Genomic DNA, 14,149 nt, shown 5'->3' with positions numbered 1-14,149 from the left:
CTTACGGATACATTCGCACCTTCTGCCAGGCGCCTTCCGGCACATCGCGGCGGAATTCGATTCGGTCGTGGAGGCGGAACTGGCGGTCGTGCCAGAATTCGATCGACAACGGACGAATGCGGAAACCGGACCAATAAGGCGGGCGCGGAATGTCGCCGATCGCATAGCGAGCCGTATATTCGGCAACTGCCTTTTCCAGCGCAAACCGGCCCTCGAGAGGACGCGACTGCTTCGAAGCCCAGGCACCGATTCGGCTGCCCCGCGCCCGCGTCTTATAATACTCGTCCGCTTCCTTGTCGGTGACCACCTCAACCAAGCCGCGCAGGCGCACCTGACGGCGTAGCGACTTCCAGTGGAAGCACATGGCCGCTTTCTTCTGGGAAAGAATTTCTTGGCCTTTCTGGCTTTCGAAATTCGTATAGAATACGAATCCGTCGCTATCGAAACCCTTCAGAAGGACCATGCGGACATTTGGCAACCCATCCTTATCTACCGTTGCCAGAGCGACCGCATTCGGATCATTGGGTTCAGTGGTCTCCGCCTCGCGCAACCATGTTGCAAAAAGAGTGAAGGGTTCGTTCTGTTCGGTGAAGTCACCGCTTGTTAACTCGTTTTCCGACATATTAGTTCAAATACTCCGCAATTCCTAGAAACAGCCGGCCCTCAGGCTAGCCGAGACACTCGGGTGGAAGTCATAGCAAAATCGACCGTTCATACAAAGCGCAAGCTTGCAAAAGACGCGACGATGGCGCTCGCCCTCGCCTCCCTTTTCGCCCTTGGCGGCTGCGTTGGCGGCGGCATGGACTATCTGAGCTCGGCGAAAGTGGACCGCAGCGTTTCTACCGGCACGATTGCGGCCGCTCCCGTGACCACGGACAGCATCTCCGACGAAGCGACCGTCCGCAATGCCGTAACCTCGGCAGATCTCCACAAGCTTAATGGCCAGTCGATTCCCTGGGCCAATGCCTCCACCGGCAGCGCCGGCGTCATCGATACGATCGTCGAGAGCAACGCTTCGGGCGTGGTCTGTCGCCAGTTCCGCACGACCCGCCACTCCTATGAGGGCATCGCCAACTTCTCCGGCAGAACCTGCCTTGTCGGGCTCGGCGAATGGCAATTGCTGAGCTTCCAGCAAGCCGGCTGATTGGCAGCCACCCATTTTTCCACAGACAATGCGCCCCAGCTCTATGAGCCGAACAGTGTGCATCGCATACCATATCAATGTTCAGCATCCATCGTTAGCAATCGGCTAACCATCCCGCGAAATGCCCTTTGCCGGCCCCCATGCGGCGTAACGCCTGATTAGCAACTTTTCCCGCAGGATCATCCCATGCGCATCGACCTTGCCCTCCCCCGGGGCGCAAGCCGGTGAAACACGGTTCATGGATTCATTTGTTTGAGGTGCTCTCACGGGGTCGGGCACACTTAAGAGACGGCGGCGGGAAACATGCGTGATCCTTACAAGGTGCTGGGCGTAAAGCGGGATGCCGGGGCGGACGAAATCAAATCCGCATGGCGCAACCTCGCCAAGACAGCGCATCCCGATCACAACATGGGCGATCCGACCGCCACCGAGCGCTTCGCCGAAATCGGCCGAGCCTACGAGACTTTGAAGGATCCGCAGAAGCGCAGCCGTTACGATCAGATCGCTCGCATGGCCGAAGCAAAGGGCCAGAGCACGGAGCAAACCATCATGCAGCAGCGCCAGGCCGCACGCGAGATGGCCGAACGTGCCAAGGCAGCGCGGGCCAATGCTGAAAAGGTGATGGAGGAACTTGCCCGGGCAAATGCCCGAAAGGCCGCTGCAGCGGCTGCCTCCAATTCGCAGACGGCCGCAAACGAGTCACCCGAGGATATGGTCGAGCGCATTTTCGGCGCCAAGGCGAGCCGCGCTACGCAGCAGGAGCAGCCTCAAGTTCAGGCTCAGGCGCAGGCCGAGACCGTTGCGCAGCAGGCTGGCAAGCAACAGGCCGCCAAACCGCAGGAAGCAAATCCCGCCCCGGCAGAGGATGTCCAAGAGGAAGAAGAGCTGTTGGCGACGGGCACCGGCTCCGGCGGCTCGCGTTCCGCCTTCGGCATTCTGAGCTCGCTCGTGCGCCGCATCACCGGCGGAGGCACCCAAGACAAGCAGCCGGAGAAGACGCCCGAGGTGGCGGCGGAAGCAACTGTGACGCTCGACGACATGCTGAAGGCCCGCTGGATCACTGTTCCCCTGTCCGACGGTCGCGAAGCCCGCTTCCAAGCGACCACGGATGTCGGCAATGGCCAGGTACTGCATCTGAAGGGCCAGGGATTAAAACTGCCGGGAATGCTGCGCGGCGATGTCGCTGTCACCATCCACCTTTCTACCGATACCCGCTTCATGCCTGATGGCCACAACATCCGCACGACACTGCCTGTGACGATAGAAAATGCAGTGCTCGGCTGGGAGACGACGGTCGAGGGATTGAACGGGCCGGTCAAGCTTGTCGTACCGGCATGGTCCGGCTCGGATCAAATCGTTCGTATTCCTGGCGAGGGATTGCCTGATGGCAACGGCAGCAAGGGCGATCTTATCGTCGAACTGCGGCTGATGCTGTGGGAAAAACCGGACGACAAGATCACCGACCTGATGCGCAGCATGCGCGAGGGGCTTTTCCTGTGAAATTTTGGTGACAACAGCACCCTTTGTTACGATCCCTAACAGTTGATGATCTTTACGATGCTTGAACAGGGGAACGGCCTATGCCATAGGCAGGGTCATTCGAAAGTTCAAGGGAGCAGAATATGGCTCAATCCACTGGCCTCATGGCAGGCAAGCGCGGCGTCATCCTCGGCGTAGCAAACAACCGTTCGATAGCGTGGGGTATTGCCAAGGCCTGCTCGGATGCCGGAGCCGAAATCGCACTGACGTGGCAGGGCGATGCCCTGAAGAAGCGCGTCGAGCCGCTCGCTCAGGAACTCGGCGCCTTCATGGCGGGCCATTGCGACGTCACCGAGCCGGCGACGATCGATGCCGTCATCGACACGCTGGAAGCGAAATGGGGCAAGATCGACTTCGTCGTGCACGCCATCGCTTTCTCGGACAAGGACGAGCTAACCGGCCGTTACCTCGATACCAGCCGCGACAACTTCACGAAGACGATGGACATTTCCGTCTATTCCTTCACGGCAGTTGCACAGCGCGCCGAGCGAATCATGAATGACGGCGGCTCCATGATCACCCTCACCTATTACGGTGCAGAGAAGGTCATGCCGCACTACAACGTCATGGGTGTCGCAAAGGCGGCTCTTGAAGCAAGTGTACGCTACCTCGCAGTCGATCTCGGCAACCGCGGCATCCGCGTCAACGCGATCTCGGCTGGTCCGATCAAGACGCTCGCAGCTTCCGGCATCGGCGACTTCCGCTATATACTGAAGTGGAACGAGTACAATGCGCCGCTAAAGCGGACCGTCACGATCGACGAAGTCGGCAACTCGGCCCTCTACCTGCTGTCCGATCTGTCGACGGCCGTTACGGGTGAAATCCACCACGTCGATTCCGGCTACCACACGGTCGGCATGAAGGCTGTGGACGCGCCTGACATTTCCGTCGCGAAGGACTGATCAACAGGAAGACTGACCGTGTCGCCAATCCTCTATGTGATACGTCACGGTCAGACAGACTGGAATGCCGAGCGCCGTCTGCAGGGGCAGAAGGACATCGACCTCAATGCCATCGGCCGCGAACAGGCGCGGCAGAACGGCGTCGACCTCGGCGAGATACTGGCATTCGAAAACCAGCCATTCGATTTCGTCGCAAGCCCGTTGCGGCGTACGCGCGAAACGATGGAGATCGTTCGCGGCGCCATGGGCTTGCCGCCCAAGGGCTATGAGACCGACGACCGGCTGATCGAAGTATCGTTCGGCGCCTGGGAAGGTTTCACGCTCAAGGAGCTGAAGGCCACGGAGCCGGACAGGCTTGCGGAGCGCAAGGCTCACAAATGGGACTTCATCCCGCCTGGCGATGACGCCGAAAGCTACGAAATCCTCTCCTGGCGTGTCGGCTCCTGGCTGACATCGATCGAGCGCCCCACCGTTTGCGTCTCGCATGGCGGTGTCATCCGCACGCTGTTCCGCCTGATCGGCGATGTTGCAAAGGAAGAGGCGGCCGAAATCCCAATCCATCAGGACCAGATCCTGAAAGTCGACCCGGAGATGAAGATTATCGGCTGGATGTAGGCTAGTTCGAGGACACTCGACGGGCTTCCGCCCGGAATTGCTAAAGCCGCGCATCAGCACGAGCCTGACGTCTTCAAGCACCGCCGCCAGTGGCGTGGCGGCACCAAGCTTACTGAACGATATCGAGATCGTTGACGACGCGCTTGCCGTCGACTTCCGTGTAGAAAACCACGACCTTGACGCCGGCCTTCAGGCCGTTGAAGTCGAAATCCTCAGGCACCTGATAGTTCTTGCCGTCGTCCAGCGTGATGCTGAAATTCTGCGTATCGACCTTCTTGATCGTGGACTCGACATCAGCACTTTCAGCGAAAGCTGCGACAGGAGCAAAGAGGCTTGCCGTGGCCAAAAGCGTCGCTACGAAAAAGCGCATGGTCGTTACCCTTCAGGTCGATTTACTTGTGATTTCTTATGCGGCGCAGATAACACTTCGAATATGGCGGAAGTTGCCCTCAATAGTGGCTTCGCCCGCCCAATTGATGAATGTACTGTCACAATCCACAATCTGGATTAATCTTTGTTTACCATGTCGATGGCGAACGCAAGACTGGGCCGGAAACCGTTTCCGCGATGGCGGAAAGAAAGATTTTGTCTTGCCGGCATTTTGGCCTATGAGTGTGCCGCAATTGCAAAAGAGAAGACGCGGTCTGTTCGTCAGGCTGCACCAATCCGGTCGTTTTCCATGTCGCACAATACATTCGGTCATCTTTTCCGCGTTACCACCTGGGGCGAAAGCCACGGCCCGGCGCTCGGCTGCGTCGTTGACGGTTGCCCCCCCGGCCTGCGCTTCAAACTGGAGGATCTTCAGGTCTGGCTCGACAAGCGCAAACCGGGCCAGTCGCGCTTCGTCACGCAGCGGCGTGAGGACGATCTGGTCAAGGTACTGTCGGGTGTGATGTTCGACGAAGACGGCGAGACGATGATCTCGACGGGCACACCGATCTCGATGCTGATCGAGAACACCGACCAGCGCTCGAAGGATTATGGCGAGATCGCAAAGCGCTATCGCCCCGGCCATGCCGATTATACTTATGACGTCAAATACGGCATCCGCGACTATCGCGGCGGCGGCCGCTCGTCGGCACGCGAAACGGCGGCGCGCGTTGCGGCAGGCGGCATTGCCCGTCTCGTCGTGCCCGGCGTCACGATCCGCGGCGCGCTGGTGCAGATCGGCAAGCACAAGATCAACCGCGCCAACTGGGATTGGGCGCAGGTGGATCAGAACCCCTTCTTTGCCCCCGATCCCGAAATCGTGCCGGTCTGGGAAGACTATCTCGACGGCATTCGCAAGGCCGGCTCCTCTATCGGCGCAGTTGTCGAAGTCGTGGCCGAAGGCGTGCCGGCAGGCCTCGGCGCCCCGATCTATGGCAAGCTCGATCAGGATATCGCCTCGCTGCTGATGTCGATCAACGCGGTCAAGGGCGTCGAGATCGGTGAAGGCTTCGCATCCGCCGAACTGACCGGCGAGGAAAATGCCGACGAAATGCGTATGGGCAACGACGGCAAGCGCATCTTTCTCTCCAATCACGCCGGCGGCATTCTGGGCGGCATTTCCACCGGCGAACCGGTGATCGCCCGCTTTGCCATCAAGCCGACCTCGTCGATCCTGACGGAACGTCAGTCGATCGATGCCGACGGCCATAATGTCGATGTGCGCACCAAGGGTCGCCATGACCCGTGCGTCGGCATTCGCGCCGTGCCGATCGGCGAAGCCATGGTTGCTTGCGCCATTGCCGATCATTATTTGAGGGACCGTGGCCAGACGGGCCGGGAAAGATAGGAATTTCGAGATGCCTTACGACCAGAAGCGTGTTGTCGATGCCATCCGGGCGTTCGAGGCCGGCGAGATCGTCGTTGTCATGGACGACAACGATCGTGAAAACGAGGGTGACCTGATCGTCGCTGCGGTTCACTGCACGCCCGAGAAGATGGCTTTCATCGTTCGCCATACATCCGGCATCGTCTGCACGCCGATGCCGCGCGAGGAAGCCAAGCGGCTGAACCTCAACGCCATGGTGGCGGAGAATGATTCCGCCCATACCACCGCCTTCACCGTTTCCGTCGACTTCAAGCACGGCACGACGACGGGCATTTCCGCCGACGACCGGACGCTGACGGTGCGCAACCTCGCCAATCCGAATGTCGGTCCCGCCGATTTCGTTCGCCCCGGCCATATCTTCCCGCTGGTTTCACGCGAAGGTGGCGTGCTGATGCGCTCGGGCCATACCGAAGCCGCAGTCGATCTCTGCAAGCTGGCCGGTCTGCCGCCTATCGGCGTCATCAGCGAACTCGTCAATGATGACGGCACGGTGATGCGCGGCCCACAGGTGGCCACGTTTGCTGAGCAGCACGAGTTGAAGATGGTCTCCGTGGCCGATCTCATCGCCTATCGCCAGCGCAAGGAAACGCTAATCGAACTTGGCGCCAGCTTCGATATCGACACGCCGTTCGGCAAGGCACGCGCCCACACCTATTCGCTGCCGTGGGACCCAATGCAGCACCTCGCCGTTGTTTTCGGCGACATCCGCGACGGCATCGACATTCCGGTGCGCCTGCATCCGGAAATCGTTGCCGAAGATATTTTCGGCAAGCGCAGGCCCGTCGACTTCTACATGAAAAAGATCGCCGAAGAGGGCCGCGGCATCATCGTCTATTTGCGTGAGGGCTCCGTTGGCGTCGGACATTCCGACAACAACCGCAAGACGCGTCAGGCGGAGCGGGAAAGCCACGCCGAAGCGCAGGCACGCGACAATGAATGGCTTGAGATCGGCCTCGGCGCGCAGATCCTGAAGGATCTCGGCGTCAGCTCGATCAAGCTGCTCACCAGCCGCGAACGACACTATGTCGGCCTCGAAGGCTTCGGCATCAAGATTGCGAAGACGGAAATCTGCTGATTAGCTCTTGCCGCCGCATCTCATCCGTTGCGATCAACCGCAATCGCAACGGATCATTGTCAGTGTCATTCTACATTCGCTGACGGGACAGTATCGCGTGCGAAGAACTCGCGATCTAAAAGACCCATCATGATGTCGTCATGCCAGCTGCCTTTGACGTAAACTGTCTCACGCTCTCTTCCTTCGACAATGAAGCCGCATTTCTCATAGGCGCGGATAGCGCGCTTGTTATAGGCTAGCACGCGTATTCCGATGCGATGCAGCTTCATCTCCGCGAAGGCATGGCGCAGGAGAAGAGTGATCGCTTCGGTGCCAAAACTTTTGCCAAGCAAGGCGGGATTGCTGATGCCGATCGCCATCGTCGCACGCCTGTCCTGCAAGTTGACGCTGTCCAATCTGATTTCGCCGGCGAAGGCTCCATCGATCTCGATGACCCATGTGTGTGGACGCTCGGAGAGCCATTGCACCCATCGGGCCGCACCCTCGCGGGTCATGGGCTTGATATCGTCCTTATCGATGCCATACATCTCCGAGATTTCGGCATTTGTGCCCAGGGAGAAGCGCACATCGGCATCTTCGTCACAGGGCGGGCGGAGCCTGACATTGCGGCCCTCAAGAACTGGCGACGACAACAGGCTCTCCCCTTTTCGAATACGCTCTTTCGAGCGAATGAAGCAAACGTGTTACGCGCCCCGCCAGCCTTCGAGAAATACGACCTTTTCTACGCCGGTGAAGCGGGCGACGCGCTCCAACTCAGCTTCCAGCTTCTCCAGCCGGCCAGCGGAGGCCTTGATACCCGGCTCCAGCCACAAGCGCTTGACGTCGAGAGTGCTCGCCTTGCGGTCGGCCTTCATGTCGATCCGTCCGATCAGCCGGTCTCCCTCGAGCAGCGGGAAGACGTAATAGCCATATTCGCGCTTGGGCTCGGGCACGAAAATCTCGATGCGATAGAAGAAGCCGAACAGGCGTTCGGTGCGGTTGCGATCCCGCAATGTCGGATCGAAAGGGCTTAGGACGCGGATGCGCGCCGGTGCTTCCGGGTGATTATCGAGCGTCTCGTAGAAATCTTGGAAGGCATAGGACGGGCGCGCCTTGCCGCCGCCGACGGGCTCGATCAGCACATCGGTCAGCTCATCGCGATGCGTCTCGACCCAGTTCTTGGTCTCAAGCGGCGTCACCAGATCCCAAAAGGCAGCGATCTCGCCCGAGGTGGCAAAGCCAAGCCGCTGCAGCGCGCTGCGGCAAGCCCAATCGACGAACTCCTCATGCTCCACTTCCGGCTCGTGGAAATGACGCGGCAGAACGCGCTCGACGAGGTCGTAGACCTTCTGGAAATTGCTGCGGCCTGCAATCGCGAACCTGCCGGTACGCCAGAAATATTCGAGCGCCGTCTTGTTCGGATGCCAGTTCCACCAGCCGCCGGAGACGTGATCCTCCGCCTTGACCTCGCGTGCGGTAATGGCGCCGTTCTTCAGTACGCGTTCGTAGGTTTCATCGAAGGCGGCTTCGAACCCCTCCCCTCGCCATTTTCGCCAGCGCTCGACGATCGAGACCTCCTCGCGACGAAAGCGATGCTTCCAATAGACGAAAAAGGCGCTCGGCAGGATGGAGGCGTCATGCGTCCAATTCTCGAAGAGCGCGCCATCCTTTTCCAAGAGTTCCGTCAGGTGCTCGCGTCGATAGGTCTGGTTGCGCGAAAACAGGATCTGGTGATGGGCGCGCTCGACGGTGCCGATGCTGTCGACCTGCACGAAGCCGATATCATGGATGAGCTGCAGCAAACCCGCCTTGCTTAAGGCGCGGTTCGGTGGGTTGGCGAGCCCCTGCTTGGCAAGGAACACGCGGCGGGCGTCACGATTCGAAAGCAGATTCGTCATAGGCAGATCATAGGCATAAATTCCCATGCTTTCAAAGAGGCACCGATTTGATAATTCGATGCGATGCGCTATAGCTCCGCGATCACACGACCGAATAGGGAAGCAGCTTGGACATCCGCTTCGAAAATGCCGGCGTCGATTACGGCGTGCGCACCGCGCTGTTTCCGCTGAGCCTGACGCTTCGGGAACGCCGCATCGGTGTCATCGGGCTTAACGGCTCCGGCAAGACGACTTTCGCGCGGCTGATCAACGGCCTCATCAAACCGACAACCGGCCGCATCTCGGTCGACGGGCTCGACACCGTCGGTGATGCCGCCAAGGTCCTTGGAAGGGTCGGCTATATCTTTCAGTCGCCGCAGAACCAGATCATCCTGCCCATCGTGCGGGACGACATCGCCTTCGGGCTCAAGGCGCGCGGATACGACAAGGCGCAAATCGAAACGGCCGTCGATAGCATTCTCGATCGCTTTGGCGTCGGCCATCTTGGTTCGCGGCGCGCGCATGAGCTTTCGGGGGGCGAGTTGCAGATGGCGGCGCTCTGCTCGGTGCTCGTGACCGGCCCCGATATCCTTATTCTCGACGAACCGACCAATCAGCTCGATCTCAAGAACCGGTCGCTCGTGCAGAATACCATGGCAACGCTGCCGGAAAACGTCATCGTCATCAGCCACGACCTGCCGCTGCTTGAGGATTTCGACCGGGTGCTGCTGTTCGATCAGGGACGGCTTGTCGCCGATGCGCCCGCAACGGAGGCCATCGCCCGTTACAAGGAGATGGCGAGCTGATGCAGACGCTGCATGTGGATGCGGATACATGGATGCATCGGCTCTCGCCGCGTGCGAAGCTGCTTGCGCTTGCCGCACTCGGCCTCCTGCTGTTCCTGACCCAGTCCATCCCGGTGCTCGCCTGCGCAAATCTTGCCGGTGCCGGCCTTTATTTTCGCAGCGGTCTGCCTGTCGGAGAAGCGCTGAAGCGGCTGCGGCCAATCCTCATCTCGATTGCGGTGCTGGCGGTCTTTGCGGCGCTCTTTGGCCCGCTCCACATCGCCATCGTCACGGCGCTCAGACTGACGGCGCTCGCGCTGTTCGCCGCCGCAGTGACCGCAACGACATCGATGTCCGCCTTCATCGACGAGATTACGGCACTCGCCATGCCACTCGAAAAGATCGGCCTGCTCAAGGCGGCCGATATCGGGCTTGCCGTCGGTCTCGTCATCCGTTTCGTGCCGGAAATTCTCGATCGCTATCGGGCGATCCGTGAAGCGCATCAGGCGCGCGGGATCAAAGTGAGCCTGCCCACGACGCTCGTCCCGCTGATCATCCTGACGCTGCGCGATGCGGACAATATTGCCGCAGCGATTGACGCGCGCGGAATTCGGCGGCAATGAACACAGATCTGTTTCGCAAGGAGCCGGCATGAACACCCGCGACCTCGTCCTTTCGGCGCTGTTTGCCGCCATCATCGTGGCGCTCGGCCTGCTGCCACCGATCCCGATCGGCATCATTCCCGTGCCGATCACAGCGCAGTCGCTCGGCGTCATGCTCGCCGGCGTCGTACTTGGCGCCAAGCGCGGCACGATTGCCGTGCTGCTGGTCGTCGTCCTCGTGACGATCGGCCTGCCGGTCTTGTCGGGCGGCCGTGGCGGCCTTGCCGTGTTCGCTGGCCCAACTGCCGGCTTTTTCGTCGGCTGGATTTTCGCGGCATTCGTTACCGGCTACCTCTCCGAGCGGCTGGTAAAGCCCGAGCAGAGCAACCTCGCACAAGGCGTCGGCTTCTTCATCGCGGCTGTCGTCGGCGGCGTTGTGGTGCTCTATGCCTTCGGTATCGCCTGGCTCGCCATCAATATCGGCTTCGGCAAGGCATTTTTCGGATCGCTGGGTTTCGTGCCCGGCGACGTCGTCAAGGCAGCCGTGGCAGCGCTCGTCGGACGCGCCGTAATGGCCGGTCACCCGCTGCTGCCGCAGCGGAGCTAAGATGATTCCAGCAAAAGCGGATAGTAGTTTTCGTCAGCACCATCCTTAATGTATTGACATGAAGAAATCGCGCGAAATTACAGAACTAAGAATTATGCCTTTTCGTGAAAAGGTAATACGCCTTATATTTCTAGCTATTTTATTTGCATTCTTCTTATTTATAGTTGGTATCCTTAAGTCCGATTTGGCGATGTATATCGCTGGTTGTTTATACATTTACATATTCTATTGCGTCTATAAGGGAGAGGTCGTTTTTCCCATTCATTTTCGCAATCACACCAAGAATCAGAAATAGCACTGTCGAAAGTTCGATATAGATAATGTTGTGAGTCTCAGCACTTTCCTAGACTCCAAATCACACTCCGATCCTCTACCTAACTTCGGCATAGTTCACGCCAGATATCTGTAGAGCCAATCGCGTGTGTCTTCCGGCAGCGAGACGGGTTCATGCTCCTCGCCGCGGACCGCGAGCCATAGGATTTCCACCTCGGCCGCCAGTTCGTTGCCGGTTTCGACAGCAACGACGAAGCCGATCGACTTTCCGCCGATCTTGTTGACGCTGACCGAGAAACGCGCAAGATCATCGTAACGAAGGGCCCTGTGCAGCGAACAGGATGCCTTCCTGGCCACATAGATGGGCTCGTCATCGACCAGGGGTCGCGTGCGCCAGAAATTCGAAAGCGCCGTCTCCGCCTGCGAGATGTAGGAGGCGATGAACATGTGCCCGTGCCGGTCGACGTCGCGCGGCGGCACCCTTACCTCGATGACATCGGATCGCTCTATATTCATCATCACGCAACAACCCTGGCCGACGCCATACTGACCTTAATGAAAGCTTAACACCGCCCCTTGATAAGTAAACGGGCGCCCTGCCAAAGTGGTTAAGATGGATTGTTGACATCGTAGTGACATTGTCCATGTCCTGTAATAGGCGTCACACCTCTTCTATAGATTGGCCCCATGAGCACACGTCTTTACGAACACCCGATCTTTCTTGAACATATTGTCCCGCCGGGCCACCCGGAGCGGCCCGACAGGCTGCGGTCGCTGAACATCGCGCTGGAACATCCGAATTTCGAGCGGCTGGACCGGCGCAAGGCGCCTGCCGCGCTCGAGGAAGCGGTCTTGCTCGCACACCCGGAAGAGCATCTGGAGTTCGTCCTGCGCTCGATGCCGGACAAGGGCGACGACGGCGAGATCCACCAGATCGAGGCCGACACCTACGCAAGCCCGAAGACGCTGCAGGCGATCATGCACGGTGTCGGCGGCGCCATGGCGGCGGTCGACGACGTGTTTACGGGTGCTGCGGACAATGTCTTCGTCGCGGCCCGGCCGCCGGGCCACCATGCCGAAAAATCCACGGCGATGGGCTTCTGCTTCTTCAATAATGCGGCGATCGCGGCCCGTCATGCACAAAAGGTCCATGGCGCCGAGCGCGTCGCCATCGTCGATTGGGACGTCCACCACGGCAACGGCACGCAGGACATTTTCTGGGATGATCCATCCGTGCTCTTCTGCTCGACCCACCAGATGCCGCTCTACCCGGGTACGGGCAAGAAAGACGATCGCGGCGCGCACAACACCATCGTCAATGCGCCGCTTTCCCCCAACACCGGCGGCGACCATTTCCGCGAGGCTTTCAAGTCGCGCGTGCTGCCGGCGCTATATGATTTCCGCCCCGACCTCATCATCATTTCGGCCGGGTTCGACGCCCATCACCGCGATCCGCTGGCCCAATTGAACCTCACCGGCGAAGATTTCGACTGGGCGACGGGACGGCTGCTTGAGGTCGCAGACCGCAGTGCCAACAATCGGGTCGTCAGCCTGCTCGAAGGCGGCTATGATCTGGAAGGCCTCGCCGAGTCGGCGGGGATGCATATTCTACGCATGATGAAGGGTTGACGATGAGCGAGAACGCCAAGGTAGATGTTTCAGGCTATTCCTTCGAGAAGGCCGTGGCGGAGCTCGAGAGCATCGTTGCTCGGCTCGAACGCGGCGATGTGGCGCTCGATGAGTCCATTTCCATCTACGAGCGCGGCGAAGCGCTGAAGAAGCATTGCGAGGCGCTGCTCTCGGCCGCCGAGAACCGCATCGAAAAGATCAGGCTCGACCGCGCCGGCAAGCCGCAGGGCACGGAACCGCTGGACGGGCAGTAAGGCAAGCGGGAAAATTTGAGTTTGCCTGACATTCCCGGTAGGTTGAACGCCAACCGAAAGGAGAGCCGATATGTCTTTCTTCCCAGGCAAAGATCCTCAGGCCGGCGATGCCTTCGCCTGCGACGCAATCGAAAATCTCATTATTCCGCGCACCAGCGACCTCGGCGGCTTTTCCGTACGGCGCGCGCTTCCGAGCAGCCGGCGGCGGCTGGTGGGGCCGTTCATCTTCTTCGACCGCATGGGCCCGGCCATTCTGCGGCCCGGCGAAGCGCTCGACGTGCGCCCGCACCCGCATATAGGCCTTTCCACGGTCACGTACCTGTTCGACGGCGAGATCCGGCATCTCGACAGCCTCGGCACGGCGAAGGTCATCCGTCCGGGCGACGTCAATCTGATGACGGCAGGACGCGGCATCGTGCATTCGGAGCGCACGCCAGAAAACCTGCGCGACCATCCGTTTGCCATGTCCGGCCTGCAGACCTGGCTGGCTCTGCCCGACGACAAGGAGGAGATCGACCCCGCTTTCGCCCACACTGAAAAGGATGATCTGCCTGAGATCGCCGACGGCGGCGTCACCGGGCGCGTGGTGATCGGCAGCTTCGAGGGCCTTACCTCGCCGGTAAAGTCCTTCTCCGATACGCTCTATGTCGATCTTCAGCTGCAGGCGGGCGCGAAGTTTCCATTTAGCGCGGCACATGAGGAACGGGCCGTCTATATCCTCTCCGGCTCGCTCGTCGTTGCCGGCGACCGCTTCGCACAGGATCAGCTCCTGGTTTTCCGCCCAGGCGATGCCATTACACTGGAAGCTGCAGAAAAAGGCTGTCACATCATGCTTTTTGGTGGTGCGGCGCTCAATTCGAAGCGCTATATCTGGTGGAATTTCGTGTCGTCTTCCAAAGAGCGGATTGAAAAAGCCAAGGAAGAATGGCGCACAGGCCGCTTCGACATCGTGCCGGGCGACGAGGAAGAATTCATCCCCCTGCCGGAAGGCTGACGGGTTCATGACAATCCCACATGTTTCGTGTTCGGGATCACCTTGAATTCGGCGCCTT

At 59.7% G+C, this 14,149-nt stretch carries 17 protein-coding genes; 12 read left to right on the top strand and 5 right to left on the bottom strand.

Going from position 1 to position 14,149, the window contains the following annotated elements:
• Position 1: 1 nt before the first annotated feature.
• Positions 2 to 622, bottom strand: coding sequence for a pyridoxamine 5'-phosphate oxidase (gene pdxH / locus GGD46_RS01055; RefSeq protein WP_184700950.1), 621 nt, complete (start codon positions 620 to 622; stop codon positions 2 to 4).
• A gap of 63 nt (positions 623 to 685) precedes the next feature.
• Between pdxH and GGD46_RS01050 the strand changes: the two genes are divergently transcribed.
• The 4 genes from GGD46_RS01050 (at position 686) to GGD46_RS01035 (ending at position 4,200) form a co-directional block, all read left to right on the top strand.
• Complete coding sequence (locus tag GGD46_RS01050; protein WP_184700948.1) at positions 686 to 1,144, top strand: RT0821/Lpp0805 family surface protein; 459 nt, start codon at positions 686 to 688, stop codon at positions 1,142 to 1,144.
• Between the two features lie 303 nt (positions 1,145 to 1,447).
• Positions 1,448 to 2,644, top strand: a complete 1,197-nt coding sequence (locus GGD46_RS01045; protein WP_184700947.1) for a DnaJ domain-containing protein — start codon at positions 1,448 to 1,450, stop codon at positions 2,642 to 2,644.
• 122 nt (positions 2,645 to 2,766) lie between these two features.
• A complete protein-coding gene (fabI, locus tag GGD46_RS01040) occupies positions 2,767 to 3,585 on the top strand; it encodes an enoyl-ACP reductase FabI (RefSeq protein WP_184700945.1) in 819 nt (272 codons plus the stop codon).
• An 18-nt stretch (positions 3,586 to 3,603) separates the two neighbouring features.
• Positions 3,604 to 4,200 carry a histidine phosphatase family protein gene (locus tag GGD46_RS01035; RefSeq protein ID WP_184700943.1) on the top strand — a complete coding sequence of 199 codons (597 nt, stop codon included), beginning with the start codon at positions 3,604 to 3,606 and terminating at the stop codon, positions 4,198 to 4,200.
• Between the two features lie 109 nt (positions 4,201 to 4,309).
• Here GGD46_RS01035 and GGD46_RS01030 read toward each other — a convergent pair whose 3' ends face one another.
• Positions 4,310 to 4,570 (bottom strand): DUF1344 domain-containing protein, encoded by a 261-nt coding sequence (locus tag GGD46_RS01030; RefSeq protein WP_184700941.1) that lies wholly within the window; start codon positions 4,568 to 4,570, stop codon positions 4,310 to 4,312.
• Between the two features lie 309 nt (positions 4,571 to 4,879).
• Here GGD46_RS01030 and aroC point away from each other — a divergent pair, with 309 nt between their 5' ends.
• Together aroC and ribB are read left to right on the top strand one after the other, a co-directional pair.
• Positions 4,880 to 5,977, top strand: coding sequence for a chorismate synthase (gene aroC / locus GGD46_RS01025; protein ID WP_184700939.1), 1,098 nt, complete (start codon positions 4,880 to 4,882; stop codon positions 5,975 to 5,977).
• A gap of 10 nt (positions 5,978 to 5,987) precedes the next feature.
• Complete coding sequence (gene ribB, locus GGD46_RS01020) at positions 5,988 to 7,091, top strand: 3,4-dihydroxy-2-butanone-4-phosphate synthase (RefSeq protein ID WP_184700937.1); 1,104 nt, start codon at positions 5,988 to 5,990, stop codon at positions 7,089 to 7,091.
• Between the two features lie 65 nt (positions 7,092 to 7,156).
• Here the strand turns inward: ribB and GGD46_RS01015 are convergent, their stop codons facing one another.
• Both GGD46_RS01015 and GGD46_RS01010 read right to left on the bottom strand, forming a co-directional pair.
• Positions 7,157 to 7,723, bottom strand: a complete 567-nt coding sequence (locus GGD46_RS01015; protein WP_409527655.1) for a GNAT family N-acetyltransferase — start codon at positions 7,721 to 7,723, stop codon at positions 7,157 to 7,159.
• A 51-nt stretch (positions 7,724 to 7,774) separates the two neighbouring features.
• Positions 7,775 to 8,968, bottom strand: coding sequence for a winged helix-turn-helix domain-containing protein (locus tag GGD46_RS01010; RefSeq protein WP_184700935.1), 1,194 nt, complete (start codon positions 8,966 to 8,968; stop codon positions 7,775 to 7,777).
• A gap of 107 nt (positions 8,969 to 9,075) precedes the next feature.
• Between GGD46_RS01010 and GGD46_RS01005 the strand changes: the two genes are divergently transcribed.
• From GGD46_RS01005 to GGD46_RS00995, 3 genes are read left to right on the top strand one after another with little or no spacing between them, the layout of a single operon-like run.
• Entirely contained in the window at positions 9,076 to 9,753 is a 678-nt protein-coding gene (locus GGD46_RS01005; protein WP_184700933.1) for an energy-coupling factor ABC transporter ATP-binding protein, read from the top strand.
• Complete coding sequence (locus tag GGD46_RS01000) at positions 9,753 to 10,355, top strand: CbiQ family ECF transporter T component (RefSeq protein ID WP_184700932.1); 603 nt, start codon at positions 9,753 to 9,755, stop codon at positions 10,353 to 10,355. The genes GGD46_RS01005 and GGD46_RS01000 overlap by 1 nt, the downstream gene beginning before the upstream one ends.
• A gap of 28 nt (positions 10,356 to 10,383) precedes the next feature.
• Positions 10,384 to 10,941, top strand: a complete 558-nt coding sequence (locus GGD46_RS00995) for a biotin transporter BioY (protein ID WP_184700930.1) — start codon at positions 10,384 to 10,386, stop codon at positions 10,939 to 10,941.
• A gap of 390 nt (positions 10,942 to 11,331) precedes the next feature.
• On the opposite strand, the gene GGD46_RS00990 is transcribed toward GGD46_RS00995, so the two are convergent.
• Positions 11,332 to 11,733 carry a thioesterase family protein gene (locus GGD46_RS00990; RefSeq protein WP_184702193.1) on the bottom strand — a complete coding sequence of 134 codons (402 nt, stop codon included), beginning with the start codon at positions 11,731 to 11,733 and terminating at the stop codon, positions 11,332 to 11,334.
• Positions 11,734 to 11,901: 168 nt separating this feature from the next.
• On the opposite strand from GGD46_RS00990, the gene GGD46_RS00985 reads away from it, so the two are divergent.
• The 3 genes from GGD46_RS00985 (at position 11,902) to GGD46_RS00975 (ending at position 14,091) form a co-directional block, all read left to right on the top strand.
• A complete protein-coding gene (locus tag GGD46_RS00985; RefSeq protein ID WP_184700928.1) occupies positions 11,902 to 12,843 on the top strand; it encodes a histone deacetylase family protein in 942 nt (313 codons plus the stop codon).
• Positions 12,844 to 12,845: 2 nt separating this feature from the next.
• On the top strand, positions 12,846 to 13,097 hold the full coding sequence (locus GGD46_RS00980; RefSeq protein WP_184700926.1) for an exodeoxyribonuclease VII small subunit: 252 nt from the start codon (positions 12,846 to 12,848) through the stop codon (positions 13,095 to 13,097).
• A 70-nt stretch (positions 13,098 to 13,167) separates the two neighbouring features.
• Positions 13,168 to 14,091, top strand: a complete 924-nt coding sequence (locus tag GGD46_RS00975) for a pirin family protein (protein ID WP_184700924.1) — start codon at positions 13,168 to 13,170, stop codon at positions 14,089 to 14,091.
• Positions 14,092 to 14,149 lie beyond the last annotated feature (58 nt).

The sequence above is a fragment of the Martinezella lusitana genome (genome assembly GCF_014207095.1).
Lineage (GTDB): Bacteria > Pseudomonadota > Alphaproteobacteria > Rhizobiales > Rhizobiaceae > Rhizobium > Rhizobium lusitanum_B.
This window is presented reverse-complemented; position numbering and strand designations above follow the sequence as displayed.